Origin of the sequence: Pseudomonas sp. NPDC090203 (assembly GCF_044746765.1) — a bacterium.
GTDB lineage: Bacteria > Pseudomonadota > Gammaproteobacteria > Pseudomonadales > Pseudomonadaceae > Aquipseudomonas > Aquipseudomonas putida_AD.
This window is the reverse complement of the sequence record NZ_JBIVCV010000013.1, coordinates 204,320-222,277: the sequence shown is the minus strand read 5'-3', so window position 1 is coordinate 222,277 and position 17,958 is coordinate 204,320. Positions and strand designations below refer to the sequence as shown.

Here is a 17,958-nt window from a genome sequence, read left to right as displayed (position 1 = left end):
ATCCTGAACGTCTAACTCGTTGATATTCAAGGAGTTTTCCGTTCCGACTGCGCCGGAAGTGGGGCGAATTATAGAGAGATTCGAGGGGGCGTCAAGCACTTATTTAAACTTTTGTTACAGCTACTGTTTTCCTGGCTTTGCGGCGAGGGATTCGCCCAGCAATTGCTGGAATCCTGAGCGCCAGAAGAAAGCACCCTACCCCTGCATAGATAGCCCACTCTTTAAGGTCGGCCCGTACAATCCACAACATATGTAGCAAACCAAGCCCAAGAACCACGTAGACCAACTTGTGCAACTTCCTCCAGCGCGCACCCAGGCGACGCTGACTGTAACGATTCGACGTCACCGCCATTGCAAGGAGACAGAGAAAACCAAGGCTGCCCACAATGATGTAAGGGCGCTTGACCAGTTCGACACCCAATTGCGCCCAGTCAAACCCCAGAATGAAGAAGCCATAGGCGAGCATGTGCACCACCACGCTGGCAAAGCACCATAGCCCCAACTGCCTGCGAACGGCGATCCACCCTGCCCAACCGGTCACCCGCTGCAACGGCGTCATCGCCAGGGTGACCAGTAACAGCACCAGCGTGCCCAAGCCGAATCGGTCGACCAGCGTCTTGCCAGGGTCCGGCCCCAGATCGAGAATCCACGCCTGATGCAGCCAGGCCACCGGCACGGCACAGATCGCCAGGAAAACCGCCAGGCGCCACCACAGATATCGCATCAATAGTTTTTCCGCAGGTCCATACCCGTATAGAGAGCCGCCACCTGCTCCCCATACCCATTGAACATTTCAGTCTGGCGGATGTTCGGGCTGAACAAGCCGCTGGGCAAGCGCCGCTCATGAGCCTGGGTCCAGCGCGGGTGATCCACCGTCGGGTTCACGTTGGCATAAAAGCCATACTCGTTCGCCGCGATGCTCTGCCAGGTGGTCTTGGGTTGCTCACTGACCAGGCTGATCCGCACGATGGACTTTACGCTCTTGAAGCCGTACTTCCACGGCACCACCAGGCGTAGCGGCGCGCCATTCTGATTCGGCAACGCTCGCCCGTACATGCCCACCGCCAGGATGGCCAGAGGATTCATCGCCTCGTCCAGCCGCAGCCCCTCGACATAGGGCCAGTCAATCAATGCAAAGCCGGAACGCTGTCCCGGCATGACCTTGGGATCCTGCAGGGTTTCGAAACGAATGTATTTCGCTTTGGAAGTCGGCTCGACCTGCTTGAGCAGTTCGGAAATCGGGAAGCCCATCCAGGGAATGACCATCGACCACGCCTCTACGCAGCGCAAACGGTAGATCCGCTCCTCCAGCTGATAAGGCTTCATGAAGTCTTCCAGCGCGTAGCGGCCGGGCTTGGCCACTTCGCCATCGATCACCACACTCCAGGGCTCGGTCTTCAAGGAGCCTGCATTCTGCGCAGGGTCGCCCTTGTCAGTGCCGAACTCATAGAAGTTGTTGTAGTGCGTGGCGTCCTTGAACGGCGTGACGGACTCGTTCTGGACCGTCACCGCCTGCCACTTGGTCGAAGGCAGCTTGTCCTTGAACCAGGCAGGTGCCTCTGCGGCTTCGACGCCGTCATATTGCGAAGCATCGCCAGCCTGCGCCCAGGAAGGCAAGGCGCTGACAGCCAGGCCGGCCAATGAGGCGCCCAGCACAGCACGGCGTGAGAGGTAGATGGATTCGGGCGTGACATCCGACTCGTTGCAAGCGGATGCGCAAGGGATCTTGATGAGCATGGCGCCTCCGCAGCCAAGGTGTATGAATCAACCTTATAGGCTGCGCAGCGCCATGTGAAATGAATCTGTATGGCTATTTACGACGACGCGGGCCCAACAGGTACTGAATCGGGCCCGAGGCTGCGTAACCGAGGAAGATCAGCAGCAGGACACGCGGCGGATCGCTGAATACCACGGCGAAGACCAGCACCACGGCCAGGATTGCCACAAAAGGCACGCGCCCCTTGAGGTCCAGTTCCTTGAAGCTGTTGTACTTGATGTTGCTGACCATCAGCATGCCAGCGGCGGCCACCAGCAACGCGACCAGGAAGGCCCAACCCGAGCCGTCGATGCCGTGGTCACTGAATGCCCACACCGTGCCGGCGATCACACCCGCCGCGGCAGGACTTGCCAGACCGATGAAATAGCGTTTGTCAGCAGTGCCCACCTGGGTATTGAAGCGGGCCAGGCGCAGCGCAGCCCCTGCCACATAGATGAAGGCGACCATCCAGCCCACCTTGCCCAGACCACCCAAGGCCCAGCCAAAGGCCAGCAACGCAGGTGCCACACCAAAGGCGACCATGTCGGACAGGGAATCGTACTCGGCGCCGAACGCGCTTTGCGTATTGGTCATGCGGGCCACACGCCCGTCCAGGCCGTCGAGCACCATGGCGATGAAAATGGCGGCTGCGGCGAACCCGAAGTATTTGCTGGCACCCACCAGGTCACCGGCACTCATCGCACTTTGCGCGCTCATGGAGCTGATGATCGAGTAGAAACCGGCAAACAGGTTGGCGGTGGTGAAGAGGTTCGGCAGCAGATAGATGCCGCGATGACGGACCTTGCGCCCTTCGGCGTCGTGGCCCTCTTCTATATGTTCGTCGATCGGTAGCAGGCTTTCGGCGTCAGAGGCCTTGTTCGGCTCGTCGGGACGTTCGCTCATGGACAATACCTTGCAGCTGGGAATTTTCGATAATGCTCGCGGCGGCTTCGCGCCGGCAAACGATGCAGCTTTATACCAGATGAGCCCCCCAGAACGAAAAAACGCGACCCGAGGGCCGCGTTTTTCGTAAACCTGAACGCGCTTTAGAAAAGCTTAGTTCTTGGTTTGGTCAACGATTTTGTTCTTGGCGATCCAAGGCATCATCGAGCGCAGTTGCTCGCCGATGATTTCGATGCCGTGAGCCTTGTTGTTGCGGCGCTTGGCGGTCATCGATGGGTAGTTGCTCGCGCCTTCGGCGATGAACATCTTCGCGTATTCGCCGTCCTGGATGCGCTTCAGAGCGTTGCGCATGGCCTGACGGGATTCGGCGTTGATGACTTCAGGACCAGTCACGTACTCACCGTATTCGGCGTTGTTGGAGATCGAGTAGTTCATGTTGGCGATACCGCCTTCGTACATGAGGTCAACGATCAGCTTCAGTTCGTGCAGGCACTCGAAGTAGGCCATTTCTGGCGCGTAGCCAGCTTCGACCAGAGTTTCGAAACCGGCTTTGACCAGCTCGACGGTACCGCCGCACAGAACGGCCTGTTCGCCGAACAGGTCGGTTTCAGTCTCGTCCTTGAAGGTGGTTTCGATGATGCCGGTACGGCCGCCGCCAACGCCCGAAGCGTAGGACAGTGCGACGTTCTTGGCGTTGCCCGAAGCGTCCTGGTAGACAGCGATCAGGTCAGGGATACCGCCGCCTTTGACGAACTCGGTACGTACGGTGTGACCTGGCGCTTTTGGCGCGATCATGATCACGTCCAGGTCAGCGCGTGGCACGACCTGGTTGTAGTGAATCGCGAAGCCGTGGGAGAAGGCCAGGGTGGCGCCTTTCTTGATGTTCGGCTCGATTTCGTTCTTGTACAGCTGGGACTGGAACTCGTCCGGGGTCAGGATCATGACCAGGTCGGCAGCGGCAACGGCGGAAGCGACGTCAGTCACTTTCAGGCCATGGGCTTCAGCCTTGGCGACAGTAGCCGAACCTTTACGCAGGCCAACGGTGACATCAACGCCGGAGTCTTTCAGGTTGCACGCTTGAGCGTGGCCCTGGGAACCGTAACCGATGATGGCAACTTTCTTGCCCTGGATGATGGAAAGGTCGCAGTCTTTGTCGTAATAAACTTTCATGAAATTCCCCTGTTATCTCGGCCGCAAGGCCATTCGCTAAATGTGTAAGGTTAGATGCTCAGCACTTTGTCGCCGCGGGCAATGCCCGTGACGCCGCTGCGTACGGTTTCCAGGATGGCGGTGGTGCCGATGGCCTGGATAAAGCTATCCAGTTTGTCGCTCGTCCCTGTCAGCTGCACGGTGTAGACACTGCTGGAAACATCAACGATCTGGCCGCGGAAAATGTCCGTGGTACGCTTGATTTCGGCGCGCTGGGCGCCAGTGGCCTTGACCTTGATCAGCATCAGTTCGCGCTCGATGTGAGCACTTTCCGACAGATCGACCAGCTTGACCACTTCAACCAGCTTGTTGAGGTTCTTGGTGATCTGCTCGATCACCTCATCATGACCGACGGTGGTCAACGTCAGACGCGACAGGGTCGGGTCTTCGGTCGGCGCCACGGTCAGGCTTTCGATGTTGTAGTTACGCTGCGAGAACAGACCGACGACGCGAGAAAGAGCACCTGGTTCGTTTTCCAGCAACAAGGAAATGATGTGCCGCATATTAGGTACGCTCCGTCTTGCTCAGCCACATGTCGCGCATCGCGCCGTCTTTGATCTGCATCGGGTAGACGTGCTCGCTGGCGTCGACCTGAATGTCGATCAGCACCAGGCGGTCCTTCATGGCGAAGGCCTGCTCCATCATCGGTTTCAGATCTTTGAGGTCAGTGATGCGCATGCCGACGTGACCATAGGCTTCGGCCAGCTTGACGAAGTCAGGCAGCGATTCCATGTACGAGTGGGCATGACGCGAGCCGTAGCTCATGTCCTGCCACTGACGGACCATGCCCAGTACGCCGTTGTTGAGCAGTACGATCTTCACCGGCAGGTTGTGCTGCAGACAGGTCGACAGTTCCTGGATGTTCATCTGGATACTGCCTTCACCCGTCACGCAGGCAACGTCCGCATCCGGGAAGCTCAGCTTGACGCCCATGGCCGCCGGGAAACCGAAGCCCATGGTGCCCAGGCCACCGGAGTTGATCCAGCGGTTGGGTTTGTCGAAACGGTAGTACTGCGCCGCGAACATCTGGTGCTGACCGACGTCGGAGGCGACATAGGCATCGCCCTTGGTGACTTCGCTCAGGGTCTCGATCACGGTCTGAGGCTTGATGACGCTGCCATCGCCTTCGTTGTACGGGTACATCTTGCGATCGCCGCGCCACTCTTCGATCTGCTTCCACCAGGTAGCGACCGCCGCCTTGTCAGGCGTCTGGCCGATTTCCTTGAAGGTCGCGACCATTTCGGTCAGCACGCTTTCCACAGGCCCGACGATTGGCACGTCGGCCTTGATGGTCTTGGAAATGGACGCAGGGTCGATGTCGACGTGAATGATCTTGGCGCCAGGGCAGAAACGCGAAGCGCCGTTGATCACGCGGTCGTCGAAACGGGCACCGACGCACAGGATCACGTCCGAGTGGTGCATGGTCATGTTGGCGGTGTAGGCGCCGTGCATGCCCAGCATGCCGACGAACTGACGATCAGTGCCAGGGTAGGCACCCAGGCCCATCAGCGTGTTGGTCACCGGAGCGTTGAGCAAGCGGGCCAGTTCAGTCAGTTGCGCCGAACCGTGACCCAGGATGACGCCACCACCGGCGTAGATGACCGGACGCTTGGCCGCCAGCAGCATTTCCACGGCCTTGCGGATCTGGCCGGAATGGCCACGGACCGCCGGGCTGTAGGAACGCAGCTTGGCTTTCTTCGGATAGATGTATTCGAACTTTTCGGCCGGGTTGGTCATATCTTTCGGGATATCGACGACAACCGGACCAGGACGGCCGGACTCTGCCAGGTAGAAGGCCTTTTTCAGGACTTCAGGGATTTCCGATGCGTGCTTGACCATGAAGCTGTGCTTCACGATCGGACGCGAGATCCCGATCATGTCGGTTTCCTGGAACGCATCGGTACCGACCATGAAGCTCGGGACCTGGGCGGTCAGGATGACCATCGGAATGGAGTCCATGTACGCGGTAGCGATACCGGTAATGACGTTGGTCGCGCCGGGACCCGAAGTCACCAGTACGACACCGGCCTTGCCGGTCGCACGCGCATAGCCGTCGGCCATGTGGGTGGCAGCCTGCTCATGACGGACAAGAATATGTTGAACAGTCGTTTCTTTGAAAAGCGCGTCGTAGATATGCAGTGCGGCACCACCTGGGTACCCATAGATATACTTGACGCCTTCGTCGCGCAAAAAGCGGACGATCATTTCCCCGCCAGATAAAAGCTCCACGTTGTCCACCTCTAAAACGCCAGAAAACCGTCCGCTCCAAGCGGGACGGGTCTAATAGGTTTACTGCCAAGCAGAGCATGAGCGACGGTGGTCGCCGACTACGTCAGCACTGACTGAGCAAGTATTGGGAGTCTCCCCATTAATGTTTCGGGGTCTTCCCACCCAGCGCGAGGTAACGCGTTGCGGGTGTAACAGGTCGGCGCGGGTGTGCGCCTCATGATCTGCCGAGACGGTCTGCTTCTGGCAGTCCCTCTACAGCGGACTTTGGATTGTTCTGATTCAACCCTCTCAAGTCAAGTCATCGATGCGCTTTCTTCACCCATCCCGGACGAAAAAGCACCGAATGAGGTCGTGACTGCATGCTTGTGATAGGTTGCACCTGTACAGCAAACGAAGTTAAGGAAGCAGTATGCGCTGGATGATGCTTGCCGCCACACTGACGCTGGCTACAGGTTCGGTCGCCACCCAGGCCGCCCAGATCTACAAGTGGGTTGACGCTCAGGGGATCACTCACTTCGATGCCCAGCCGCCTGCCGGGCAATCGGCGCAGGAAATCGACGTGCAAAAGCCGGTTGCGCCGCCTGCGCCCGCGCCCGCCAAACCCTCAGAGGATTCGGCACAGCAGGCCGTTGACGCGAAAGTGAAACGGCAAGTGGCGGCGCAGGAGGCCAAGCGCAAGGAGTATTGCGAGACTCAGCGCACCAATCTTGCGCAGTTGCAGAACAACCCGCGGGTTCGGGAAGAGGTGAACGGAGAGTTCAGGCGTTTCACGGAAGAGGAGCGCCAGGCGCGTATCGCCGAGGTCAAGAAGTCCATCGACGACACGTGCAACTGACCTTCAGACCGACTCGGTGATCAGCCGGTCGAATTGCGCCAGCAGTTCCTGCAAGCGACGAGTTTGCACGGCGCGGTCGACATAGACCATCTGCGCCATTTCCAGAATGCCCGATGCGTTGGGCAACTCCAGATCCTGCTCCAGGATGGTTTTCATCCGGGGCAGGAATATCCATTGCAGCCACTGATCGAAATCCAGCGTATCGACGCAGAAAGGCTCACGGCTGGCCAGGTCGTCATCGCTGGGTGGCACAGCCTTCCACCAGCCCAAGGTGCGCAGTTCACGCTCGATCAGCAGCAGTTGATCGGCGATCTGTGGAAAACGCTTATCCATTGGCCTTCTGCCGGGCCAGCGCCGCACCGGCCGCATCACCCTGCTTTTCCCGTGCCTGGGCGATCAGCCCCCACAGGCTTGCCTGAAGGCTGGCACGACCGTTGGCGTAGGTCAGGCCGCGACGGGCCAGTTGCTCGGCCTGTGGCGCATCGCCCTGGGCCAGACGCACCTGGGCCAGTTTGTACAGCACCTGAGGTTCACGAGGAGCCACACGCTGTGCGCGTTCCAGGCTCGACGATGCGCCGTTGAGGTCACCGCTGCTCTGCTGTTGCTGAGCGGTGGTCAGCAGCGCCAGCACAGGGCCATCCAGTTGCTCATCCGCCGACAGACCGCCGCTGGAGGCCGACGGGATGCCGGTCGGCGCCGAAGACGGCATGTTATAGGTGCTACCGGTTGCCGCGGGCGGCGTGTAGGTGTTGTTGATCGGCGCCTGATTGACCGGCGCGGTGCTGATCGGTGCCTGCGAGGTACTGATCGGCGGGGTAAAGGTCGAAATAGGCGCGGCGCTGGCGTTGGCCCCGCCTGGCACCATGACCGTCACGCCGGAGTCTTCCTGGATCGACTGAGCCTGGGCAGGCGTCTGGGCCTGCACCGGCGCCCGGTAGGTGTTGCTGCGATTGGCCGACACCCGCTCGCCGTTGGAGACGCGAGAACCTGAATCCACCACCGGAATGTTGCCACGCGTCTGTGTCGCGCAGCCATTGAGCAAAGCCAGAGCCGCTAAAGCCGGAATCAACCACTTGTTCACTTCACACCCTCTTCGCTTAATTCAACCAGCCCTTGACCCAATCCATGACCGACTCGGCAGGCGCTGTCGGCCCACCGCACGTTGGCCCTGGTTGTGGCTCACTGCCGCGAATATACGGCATCTGCACGGCATTCGGGCAGTTGGCATCGGAGCCCTGCCCTGTTGACGCATTGACCCACGCCTGCACGACATTGTCAGGCATGGCCATGTCCAGCGGCAGCGGGTCGGCCTTTTTCATGAAACTGGTCCAGATCTGCAGCGAACCGGTCGCGCCAGTGAATGGCGTCTTGCCGTTGTCGTCGCGGCCCATCCAGACAACCGCCAGCAGGTCCTGGCTGAAACCGGCGAACCAGCTGTCACGGGAATCGTTGGTAGTGCCCGATTTACCCGCCAGATTCAGGGAGCTTGGCAATACGTTGTACACCGATTTGCCCGTACCTTCGCGCATCACGCGCTGCATGGCGTTCTGCAGCAGATAGATGGAGCCTGGATCGAAGCGCTGCTGGATCTGGAACGGATAACGCTTGAGCGGTTCGCCCTCGGCGGTCAGCACGCTGCGGATCCCGCGCAGTGGCGTGTTGAACCCGCCACTGGCAATGGTCTGGTACATGGTGGCCACTTCAATCGGGGTCAGTGCGCCAGCACCCAGCAACATCGACGGAAACGCTGGCCAGTCACGGGTCACGCCCAGCTTGGTCAGGGTCTTGAAGACATTCGGCACGCCCAGGTCCAGCCCCAGCTTGGCGCTGGAAAGGTTGTAGGAATGCGCCAGGCCTTGATACAGGAAAATGTTGCCGTGGGCCTTGTGATCGAAGTTCTGCGGCTTCCAGATCTGGCCATCGGCGCCTTTGACCTGGAACGGCTCGTCCGGCACCCAACTGGTCAGCGTATATTGCTGCGGACGCTCCAGGGCGGTCAGGTAGATGGCGGGTTTGACCAGCGAGCCGATCGGCCGCACGGCATCCAGCGCGCGGTTGAAGCCGGCGAAACCGGCCTGACGGCTGCCGATCAGCGCCTGCACTTCACCGGTTTCCGGGTTGGTCACGACCATCGCCGTTTCCATCTCGTCGGAGCCCTTGCGACCGGCCATCTTGGCAAAGCTTTCACGCACCGCCGCTTCGGACTTCATCTGCAGGATCGGATCGAAGCTGGTGAAGATGCGCAGGCCTTCTTCGGTCAAGTCTTCGTCGCGGTAGTCCTGACGCAGCTGGCGTTTGACCAGGTCCAGGAAGTCGGGGAAGGAGCTGTCGGCCAGCGAACCCATTTTGGTAACGCCCAGTGGCATTTTCTTCGCCGCTGCCACCGCTTCCGCCGAAGCCACGCCCTGCTGTTCCAGCAGATCGAGCACCAGGTTGCGGCGCTCAAGGGCACGCTCCGGGTTGCGACGAGGGTTGTAATAGGATGGCCCCTTGACCAGCCCGACCAGCAACGCCACTTGATGCAGCTTCAATTCCGACAGCGGCTGGCTGAAGAAATACTGACTGGCCAGGCCAAAACCGTGCACAGCACGCTGACCGTCCTGACCGACGAACACTTCGTTGAGGTACGCCTCAAGGATTTCCTGCTTGCTGTAGTGGATCTCCAGCAGGATCGCCATCATGGCTTCGGTCAGTTTGCGCGACAGGCTGCGCTCGTTGGTCAGGTAGAAGTTCTTGACCAGCTGTTGCGTCAGCGTCGAGCCGCCCTGGCGCATCTGGCCCGCCGAAGCGTTGACCCAGAAGGCGCGGGCAATCGACTTGGGCGATACGCCGAAGTGATGGTAGAAGTCGCGGTCTTCAACGGTGACCAGGGTGTCGAGCAGGTACGGCGGCGCCTGATCGAGCTTGATCAGGATGCGGTCTTCGAGGTTCTTCGGATACAGGCCGCCGATCATCAGCGGTTCAAGCCGCGCCACGGCCAGCTTGGAGCCGTTGGCGGCGGTCAGGTCGGCCACGTAGTCGCCGGAGAAACGCACATGGATCTGCTGCGCAGGGTCCGCGCCTTCATAAAACTGAAAACCGCGTGTATTCAGATCGACGTTATTGCCATTCACCGAAGCTGCGCCGGGGCCGTTGGCCACGCTTTCGCGGCGATAGCCCAGGGCGTCGAGCTCGATCAGAAAGTCATCGCGCGAGAGCTTCTGGCCGACGAACAGCTCCAGCGGCCGCGCATACACCTTGGCCGGAATGGTCCAGCGCTTGCCGGAAAATTTTTCCTGGACGATGGAGTCCAGGTAAACGGCGAAGCAGGCCAGGATCACCAGCCCCACGAGACTGAGTTTCAGGGCCCAGCCCAACAGGCTGCGGAGGCGGCTGTTGGCGGGTTTGGGGGATTTTTTCGAGGTACGGGATCGAGTCATGGCGGCGGATTATACGCACTTTCAAGGTCATCGGCAGACCACCCTCACAGCGGTTTGCAGCGCGGCGCCGAGCGGCCATAATGGCCACCTTTAGACACTCAAAATATCGACTTGTCACTTTCAAGGACCGTCCGTGAGCCAGACACTGATTGCAGCTCTGCAAAACCCTGCCCTGTTTCCCCATCCCGTGGAGCAGTTCCAGGTCATCGAGACCCATATTTCCTGGGTTTTGCTCACTGGCCCCTATGTGTACAAGATCAAGAAACCGATGAACTTCGGCTTCCTGGATTTCACCACGCTCGAGTCCCGCGCGCACTTCTGCCAACAGGAACTGATCCTCAATCAGCGCCTGACCGAGAATTTGTATCTTGAAGTGTTGCCTGTCACCGGCACCGCCGAAGCACCTCAATTGGGCGGCACCGGCGAGGCCATCGAATACGTGCTGAAAATGCGTCAGTTCCCACAGGACGGCCTGCTAAGCGCCCTGCAGGCGAAAGGCGAACTGACCACCGCGCACATCGACGACATGGCCCGGCAAATCGCCGAGTTCCACCTGAGCGCACCCCGGGTCCTGGCCGAGAACGTGCTGGGCTCGCCAGAAAGCGTGATGGCGCCGGTGACGCAGAACTTCGAACAGATTCTGCCATTCCTCAGCGAAAAGTCTGACCTGATCCAGCTCCAGGCGCTGGAAGCCTGGGCCAACGCCAGCTTCGAACGCCTCAAGCCCCTGCTGGCACAGCGCAAGGCCGACGGTTTCATCCGCGAATGCCACGGCGACATCCACCTGGGCAACATCACCCTGATCGACGGCAAGGTGGTGATCTTCGACTGCATCGAGTTCAACGAACCGTTCCGCATGACCGACGTCTACGCCGACCTCGGCTTCCTCGCCATGGACCTTGAAGACCGCGGCCTCAAGAGCCTGTCGCGACGCCTGGTCAGCCAGTATCTGGAGCGCACCGGTGATTACGCAGGCCTGGAACTGCTGAATTTCTACAAGGCCTACCGCGCCCTGGTACGTGCCAAGGTCGCACTGTTCAGCCTGCAACCGGACACCGACAACATCCAGCGCGCCGCCACCCTGCGTCAGTACCGCAACTACGCCAACCTGGCCGAAAGCTACAGCGCCATCCCTTCCAGCTTCCTGGCCATCACCCATGGCGTATCCGCCGTTGGCAAAAGCCACGTCGCGATGCGCCTGGTCGAGGCGCTCGGCGCCGTTCGCCTGCGCTCGGACGTCGAACGCAAGCGTCTGTTCGGTGACAGCAAAGACCTCTACGCGGCCGATGTCAGCGCGGCGACCTACAAGCGCCTGAACGAACTGGCGGCAGTGGTCCTGCATGCAGGCCTGCCGGTGGTCATCGATGCCACCTACCTCAAGCACGAGCAGCGCCTTGCGACGGCGCAGGTGGCCGAGGCGACCGGCGCGCCGTTCCTGATTCTCGACTGCGCAGCGCCCAAGGCAGTCATCCAGGGCTGGCTGGCCCAGCGCCAGGCCACCAACGAAGACCCCTCCGACGCCACGATGGAAGTGATCGAAGCCCAACTGGCCAACCGCGAGCCGCTGACCGCAGACGAAACACTGCGCAGCCGCCACGTGGAAACCAATATCAGCGGCGATCTGGACAAGCTGGTCACTGACATCCGCCAGTGCCTGCCAGGCCTGTAAACAGCTTCGGCGAACCAATCATCGAGACGTGAAGCGTGCCCCTTCACGGCTCGATGGTAGTGGCATTATAATGGCGTCAGAATTCCAACAAGGTGACGCCAAGATGACCCAGCCCAAGCAGCTCGACTCGCCGCTCTTCGCCTTGCTGCGAAAAGATGACGTCAACGCGTTCAATCTCCAGCGCCCGAGAACCGGCCCTATCGACCTCGCCGGCGGAGATTTCCGTGGTCTGGACCTGCGGGAGCTGAACGCTGAGGATATCGACTTCACCGACGCCTACTTCCGCTCCGCCGATCTGCGCGGCGTGGACTTCCGCACGGCCTCCCTGGAAGGCGCGAGCATTGCCCATGCGCAGATCTCGGGCGCCTACTTCCCGCCTGAGCTGAGCGCCGACGAGATCCTGATGTCGGTCAATTTCGGCACCCGCCTGCGTTACCGCACCCGATAACAGGTTCAAAGCCCCGTACCGTAGGAGCGCGCTTGCCCGCGATGGCGCTGGGTCAGGCGGAAAATCGTCACGGCCAGATCGCAATCGCGGGCAAGCGCGCTCCTACGGGAACGTGTTCAATCCATACCGAAGGTTTCAATCTGCCCACAGCGCCGCCGCCGTGCATGCGCGGACATGCCGGGGCCGCGTCGTCTGTCGGCTTTTCCTTGCGCGAACTACCGTCCGGCGCCTGCCCACCTCCGCTTGCCCAACCCTCCTCGCAGCCAACTACACTCACTCCTTGGCTTGCGCCCGCAGTTTGTCCAAGTCCAGGGAGGTCACCACATACGGAGCAACACGCTGCAAGGAGGCGTCATCATGGAAGACGAACTGCTGTCGATGAGAAATCTGGGCAAGACATCCGCCCAATGGCTACATGCTTCCGGCATCCACAATGCCGCCGACCTGCGCCGCATCGGCGCCATCCACGCCTATCGCGCAGTCAAGACCCGCGGCTTTCGCACATCCAAGGTGCTGCTCTACGCCATCGAAGGCGCCTTGCTCGACCAGCACTGGTGTGACTTGTCCACGGAGCTCAAGGATTCGCTGAATCGACAGCTCATCAAGCTCGATGTGGAGGCACTGGAGTGCAGCAAAACCGGGTCAGGAAAATAGTTTGAAATTGCCTGTTGACTTACAAATGAGAATCACTATGATTATCACATCCAGTCGCGAGACTGGCTGGTAACCTGAAAGGCTCCTTGGTTCGGACTCTCAGATTATCTCCTCATCAGGCTAATCACGGTTTTTGACCCGGCTTTTTGCCGGGTCTTTTTTTGCCCGCGATTTTTCACTGCGATCAGGGGCACACACCCAGGCGCATCAACGCGTCGTCCAGCAGGCTTGAAGTGCCCAGGCGCATCCTTCCAGGCTCGAGCCATTGCGGCCCGAAACGGTTACACGCCATGTCTATGTAGGTTTTGGCCTGCTCCAGAGTCCGAACATTCCCCGGTGCCTTGATACCCACCAGATAACTGCGCTCGGAAATGGCCTCGAGCAGGATGCGCACGGCCTGGGCCGTCGCGCCTTCGACCTGCCTCCCCGTGCCAGGCTTGAGAAACGATGCCCCTTCGGCAATCGCGGTCCGGCAGACGCTGTGAATGATCTGCGGATCAGCCAGCACCCCGGTTTCCAGGGAGACCGTCAACTGCCCGCGGCTGCCGCACTTGGCCTTGCACGCCGCGATCATCCTGGCACCCATCAGCCTGTCGCCCATCAGATGGGCATTGAAGGGATAGACCAGATCGATTTCGTCAGCCCCCATCAGCATCGCGGCGTGGGTCTCTGACTCCACGGTGGAAATCGGCGCGCGTCCGTTGGGAAAATTCACCGCGGCAACGACTTTCACCTCCCGTGCCTGCAAGGTATCGAGCGTGCGCCGCGCAATTCCGGCGAACCTGGGCAGCACGCAGACCGCAGCGACATTGCCAAGGGGCGTCAGTGCCCGGTGACACAGCGCGACGATGCGCTCTGCGGTGTCATCGGTGTTGAGTGAGGTCAACTCCATCAGCCTGATTGCCGTCTGCGCCACTGCTTCTTCGAAGTCATCCTGCTGTTTCATTTCGCTCTCCTGCGTTTGGGGGGAGCGACGATAATCCAGCGGGAGGGTCAGTGGATGGCCGTGGGAACGCTAAAGAACGCGCCTACGCAACTATCAGAAAGGTCTTAAGGACATTGCCTTCAAAAAAACGTAACTGCTCAGCGCGAAGGCGGCCGCATCTGGGCGCAGTAATCCTGATCGGGCAGCGCAGCGGTGAACCAGACGTAGTCCGCGCTCGCCGGCTGAACCTCACTGCCGACCTGGGCAAGCATGAGCACCACCGGGTGTTCGTCACTGCCCAGATCAGCCATGTGCAACGGGATGCCGAGGTCCTTGCGCACGTGGTAGCCGCCAGCGAACAACAACGCCGGAGCGGGGGCGTCCATCAGGCGCTGCGCCATGCGCCTGTCGCGCTGCTGTTGAACGGCGAGCATGGCGGGCAAGGCGTCTTCCGGCAACATGCCGCAATGGGATTCGCGCACCTGGGCAAGCAAAGTATTGCGCACGCCCTTGGTGGTGGAATGAACGCCGCTCAACACAGGGCGTTGATGGTAGATCGCGCCGACCTCCACCGCAGAAAGGTTGGCTGAAAGGATTGGATACGGCTGCATCAGGGCGAAGCGCATCACAGGGCCGTAAAGGGTCCAGTCCCAGCCTTTCTGCCAGCCCAGTGCCGCAGGCAAATCTGCAGGGGGCTTGCCCTGGCGAAGGTCACGCTGCGCGAAGTCCACACGGCCTTGCTGGTCCGGGGTGAGCATTTCCAGCAACAGGCTGCCTTGCGGGCGCTGGTCGCCAAGGGCTTGCAGCAGCCACAGTTGCAGCGCGTGATGATCGGGGTTGTCGTGCTGCTCACCGACCAGCACCCGCGTGGCGCCGGCCAGTCGATGGACCAGTTGCTGCGGCGTCAGTACCTGCCCGTTGTTCAGATCCTTTATCACACCCAGCTCCGCATGCTCGCGCCCCTCGGGGCTCTGCCAGGAAGGTAGGGGTGGCAACGTTGGCGACGACTGGCATGCGCTCGCCAAGGACAGCACCAGCAGCAACAGGTAACGACGCACAGGACCTCCTTGTTCCACGCACCTTGCGCGCCAATCAGCGCGCGATGATCAACGGATGGCCCCGCTCCGGATGAGGCTGCACCAGAACCTCCAGCCCGAAGACACTCTTGAGTGCATCGGGCACCAGCACCGCCTCGGGCGTGCCCAGCGCATACGGGCGACCCGCCTGGAGCAGCATCAGGCGGTCACAATAACGCGCCGCCAGGTTGAGGTCGTGGAGGATCACCAGCACCGCGCCACCACGATTGGCAAATTCACGCACGGCCTGCAACGTCGTGTGTTGATGCAGCGGGTCAAGCATCGACGTTGGTTCGTCCAGCAGCAAAGTCTGTCCGCCCTCGCCCGGCCATAACTGCGCCAGCACCCTGGCCAGGTGCACCCGCTGGCGCTCGCCGCCCGACAGCGCGAGGTAACTGCGATCCTGCAGATGAGCAGCATCGGCGGCCTTGAGCGCCTGCTCGATGATTTCGCCATCGCGCTGCTGGCCGCTGTCGTGAGGCAGGCGCCCCATCGCCACCACATCACGCACGCTGAAGGCGAAGCTCAATGTGGAGGTCTGCGGCAACACCGCCAGGCGCCGCGCCCGTTGTTGCCCCGTCCAGTGCGCCAGCGGCTGCTCATCGAGCCAGACTTCCCCGCCGGTGGTTTTCAACTCCCCACACAATGCGCCCAGCAGCGTGCTCTTGCCAGCACCATTTGGCCCCAACACCCCGAGCATCTGGCCGGGGTGCAGGGTCAGGTCGACATCGGCGAGCACCGGCTTGCCATCGCGATGAACCGACAGGTTCTGGACCTTCAACATCACGTACGCCCCCGCACCAGCATGAACAGAAAAACCGGCGCACCGATAAATGCAGTGACAATACCGATGGGAAGCTCGGCAGGCGCAAGCACCAGGCGCGCGAAAACGTCGGCAAACAGCAACAGGCTCGCGCCCGCCAGTGCCGAGGCCGGCAACAGCACGCGATGGTCGGGGCCGACGATCAGGCGAACCAGGTGCGGCACGATCAGGCCGACGAAGCCGATCAGTCCCGCCGCCGCCACTGCCGCGCCGACGCCCAGGGCGATACACACCACCAGCTCGCGCTTGAGCCGCTCGACTTCGATCCCCAGGTGACGGGCTTCGGATTCCCCCAGCAGCAAGGCATTCAGCGCCTTGGCCCGCCTCGGCAGCCAGACGATCACCGCCGCGCACACCAGCAGCAGTGGCCAGAGCCTTGCGTAACTGGCGCCGTTGAGCGTGCCCAGGTTCCAGAAGGTCAGGGTCCGCAATGCCGCGTCGTCAGCCAGATAGGAGAACAAGCCGATGATCGAACCGGCCAGCGCAGTCATCGCCACCCCGGCCAGCAGCATGATGCCGACGCTGGTCTGTCCCTCCCGGCGACCCAGGCGATAAACGATGCCGGTCACTGTCAGGCCGCCGACAAAGGCAAAAATGGATAACAGATAAGGGGCAAAAGCTTCGGGCAGGCCACCCAGGGATGCCCCCGTGACGATCGCGATTGCGGCACCCAGCGCCGCACCGCTGGACACGCCCACCAGCCCCGGATCGGCCAGCGGATTACGAAACAGGCCCTGCATCGCCACACCGGACAGCGCCAGTACGGCACCCACCGCAAGGCCAAGCAAGGTCCGAGGCACACGGATCTGCCCGAGAATCAGTTCGGCCTGTTGCAGATCATCCCCGGACACCGGCACGCCCAGCAGGCGCAAGCCGGCGCGCAGGGTGTCCATCAACGGCAGGCTGACCGGGCCAAGAGCCAGCGACAACCAGACTGCCAACAGGCAGGCCAGGGCCAGCAATACGAACAAGGTGCGTGGCTTGAGCATGAGCCTCATTGAGCTGGCGTTACCTTGGCGTTGAGCGATGAGTCAGCCGGGTAGAAGGCCCTGGACAGCGCCTGCATGGCCTCGGGCAGCCGCGGGCCCAGGCCGCCGACCAGCAGCGTCGGGTCGACTTCCAGCACGCGCTTGTTGCGCACCGCCTGGGTCGCGGCCAGCAGCGGGTTTTCGCGCATCAAAGCATCGCGGGACGAGGCGCCGTTCTGTGCGCGATCGGTGAACACCAGCACCTCAGGATTGAGCCCTGCCATCGCCTCGGCAGAAAAAATCTTGTAACCATTATGGGTCGCCAGATTGCGGCCACCGGCCTGTTTGATCAGCCAGTCCCCCACCGTCCCGGCACCGGCGACCATCGGCGCCGCACCCGCATGGCTGACCAGCAACAGAACGCCCGGCGCCGTCTGGTGCTGTTGTGCACGGGCTACCCAGTCATGCTGGCTGTCCAGTTGGCGCACGTATTGATCGGCAACCTGACGCGCCTGATCCTCGTCACCCAGCAAATTGCCGAGTTTTTGCAGATTGCCCTGCAGCGCGCTCACCTCAGCGGCTGCGGAAAACACCTCGACCTTCACCCCGGCAGTGCGGAGTTGCGCGAGCACCGGCGGCGGCCCCATTTCTTCGGTGCCAATCAGAACATTCGGACGCAGGCTCAGGATGCCTTCCGACGACAACTGCCGCTGATAGCCGATGTTGGGCAAGGATTTGATGGATTCCGGATGCTGGCTGGTGGTGTCGATGCCCACCAGATGCGATTGCCCGCCGAGGGTCACGACCCACTCGGTCAGCGCGCCGCCGGCACTGACCCAGCGCTGGGGCTGCTGCGAATCGGCCAGTGCCAGATGAGTGATGAGAAACCCGGTCAGAATGGCAGTCAGCCTGGCAACGAAGCGCATGGGGAAAGTCCTTTAAAGGGAGGGAACACGGCAGCTCACGTCGTGACAGGGCAGGCCCGAAGACCGACGGAATCGACGCGCCGTTTGCAGAGCTGTCAGACTAGGCGGCTCCCGACAG

At 61.1% G+C, this 17,958-nt stretch carries 18 protein-coding genes; 4 read left to right on the top strand and 14 right to left on the bottom strand.

Annotated features, from left to right (window positions below):
• Positions 1–103: 103 nt before the first annotated feature.
• From msrQ to ACIPO9_RS22075, 6 genes are all read right to left on the bottom strand, one after another.
• Positions 104–724, bottom strand: coding sequence for a protein-methionine-sulfoxide reductase heme-binding subunit MsrQ (gene msrQ / locus ACIPO9_RS22100; RefSeq protein ID WP_400783495.1), 621 nt, complete (start codon positions 722–724; stop codon positions 104–106).
• Positions 724–1,737: a protein-methionine-sulfoxide reductase catalytic subunit MsrP gene (msrP, locus tag ACIPO9_RS22095; RefSeq protein ID WP_400609215.1), complete on the bottom strand. Its 1,014-nt coding sequence runs from the start codon at positions 1,735–1,737 to the stop codon at positions 724–726. Before msrP ends, msrQ begins: the two co-directional genes overlap by 1 nt.
• Positions 1,738–1,810: 73 nt before the next feature.
• Positions 1,811–2,659: a CDP-diacylglycerol--serine O-phosphatidyltransferase gene (gene pssA / locus ACIPO9_RS22090; RefSeq protein WP_400609212.1), complete on the bottom strand. Its 849-nt coding sequence runs from the start codon at positions 2,657–2,659 to the stop codon at positions 1,811–1,813.
• Positions 2,660–2,812: 153 nt separating this feature from the next.
• Positions 2,813–3,829, bottom strand: coding sequence for a ketol-acid reductoisomerase (ilvC, locus tag ACIPO9_RS22085; protein WP_062385125.1), 1,017 nt, complete (start codon positions 3,827–3,829; stop codon positions 2,813–2,815).
• A 50-nt stretch (positions 3,830–3,879) separates the two neighbouring features.
• Entirely contained in the window at positions 3,880–4,371 is a 492-nt protein-coding gene (ilvN, locus tag ACIPO9_RS22080; RefSeq protein WP_093469284.1) for an acetolactate synthase small subunit, read from the bottom strand.
• A 1-nt stretch (position 4,372) separates the two neighbouring features.
• On the bottom strand, positions 4,373–6,097 hold the full coding sequence (locus tag ACIPO9_RS22075) for an acetolactate synthase 3 large subunit (protein WP_274134805.1): 1,725 nt from the start codon (positions 6,095–6,097) through the stop codon (positions 4,373–4,375).
• Between the two features lie 409 nt (positions 6,098–6,506).
• On the opposite strand from ACIPO9_RS22075, the gene ACIPO9_RS22070 reads away from it, so the two are divergent.
• Positions 6,507–6,932 carry a DUF4124 domain-containing protein gene (locus ACIPO9_RS22070; protein WP_274134806.1) on the top strand — a complete coding sequence of 142 codons (426 nt, stop codon included), beginning with the start codon at positions 6,507–6,509 and terminating at the stop codon, positions 6,930–6,932.
• A 3-nt stretch (positions 6,933–6,935) separates the two neighbouring features.
• Here ACIPO9_RS22070 and ACIPO9_RS22065 read toward each other — a convergent pair whose 3' ends face one another.
• From ACIPO9_RS22065 to mrcB, 3 genes are read right to left on the bottom strand one after another with little or no spacing between them, the layout of a single operon-like run.
• Positions 6,936–7,265 carry a YqcC family protein gene (locus tag ACIPO9_RS22065; RefSeq protein WP_400609208.1) on the bottom strand — a complete coding sequence of 110 codons (330 nt, stop codon included), beginning with the start codon at positions 7,263–7,265 and terminating at the stop codon, positions 6,936–6,938.
• Positions 7,258–8,013 carry a M48 family metallopeptidase gene (locus tag ACIPO9_RS22060; protein ID WP_274134808.1) on the bottom strand — a complete coding sequence of 252 codons (756 nt, stop codon included), beginning with the start codon at positions 8,011–8,013 and terminating at the stop codon, positions 7,258–7,260. The genes ACIPO9_RS22065 and ACIPO9_RS22060 overlap by 8 nt, the downstream gene beginning before the upstream one ends.
• A 16-nt stretch (positions 8,014–8,029) precedes the next feature.
• A complete protein-coding gene (gene mrcB / locus ACIPO9_RS22055; RefSeq protein WP_400609206.1) occupies positions 8,030–10,351 on the bottom strand; it encodes a penicillin-binding protein 1B in 2,322 nt (773 codons plus the stop codon).
• Positions 10,352–10,484: 133 nt separating this feature from the next.
• On the opposite strand from mrcB, the gene ACIPO9_RS22050 reads away from it, so the two are divergent.
• The 3 genes from ACIPO9_RS22050 to ACIPO9_RS22040 all read left to right on the top strand — a co-directional run bounded on the left by ACIPO9_RS22050 (position 10,485) and on the right by ACIPO9_RS22040 (position 13,122).
• Positions 10,485–12,020 (top strand): AAA family ATPase, encoded by a 1,536-nt coding sequence (locus ACIPO9_RS22050; RefSeq protein WP_400783492.1) that lies wholly within the window; start codon positions 10,485–10,487, stop codon positions 12,018–12,020.
• A 103-nt stretch (positions 12,021–12,123) separates the two neighbouring features.
• A complete protein-coding gene (locus tag ACIPO9_RS22045) occupies positions 12,124–12,468 on the top strand; it encodes a pentapeptide repeat-containing protein (RefSeq protein ID WP_274134811.1) in 345 nt (114 codons plus the stop codon).
• A 357-nt stretch (positions 12,469–12,825) separates the two neighbouring features.
• On the top strand, positions 12,826–13,122 hold the full coding sequence (locus ACIPO9_RS22040) for a TfoX/Sxy family protein (protein WP_400783490.1): 297 nt from the start codon (positions 12,826–12,828) through the stop codon (positions 13,120–13,122).
• 184 nt (positions 13,123–13,306) lie between these two features.
• Here the strand turns inward: ACIPO9_RS22040 and deoC are convergent, their stop codons facing one another.
• From deoC to ACIPO9_RS22015, 5 genes are all read right to left on the bottom strand, one after another.
• Positions 13,307–14,068: a deoxyribose-phosphate aldolase gene (gene deoC, locus ACIPO9_RS22035; protein ID WP_400783488.1), complete on the bottom strand. Its 762-nt coding sequence runs from the start codon at positions 14,066–14,068 to the stop codon at positions 13,307–13,309.
• A 137-nt stretch (positions 14,069–14,205) separates the two neighbouring features.
• Entirely contained in the window at positions 14,206–15,105 is a 900-nt protein-coding gene (locus ACIPO9_RS22030) for a ChaN family lipoprotein (RefSeq protein WP_400783485.1), read from the bottom strand.
• A 34-nt stretch (positions 15,106–15,139) separates the two neighbouring features.
• Positions 15,140–15,907 carry a heme ABC transporter ATP-binding protein gene (locus tag ACIPO9_RS22025; RefSeq protein WP_400783483.1) on the bottom strand — a complete coding sequence of 256 codons (768 nt, stop codon included), beginning with the start codon at positions 15,905–15,907 and terminating at the stop codon, positions 15,140–15,142.
• Positions 15,907–16,890, bottom strand: coding sequence for a FecCD family ABC transporter permease (locus ACIPO9_RS22020; protein ID WP_400783519.1), 984 nt, complete (start codon positions 16,888–16,890; stop codon positions 15,907–15,909). Before ACIPO9_RS22020 ends, ACIPO9_RS22025 begins: the two co-directional genes overlap by 1 nt.
• 50 nt (positions 16,891–16,940) lie before the next feature.
• Positions 16,941–17,840, bottom strand: coding sequence for a hemin ABC transporter substrate-binding protein (locus ACIPO9_RS22015; protein WP_400783480.1), 900 nt, complete (start codon positions 17,838–17,840; stop codon positions 16,941–16,943).
• Positions 17,841–17,958: the final 118 nt, after the last annotated feature.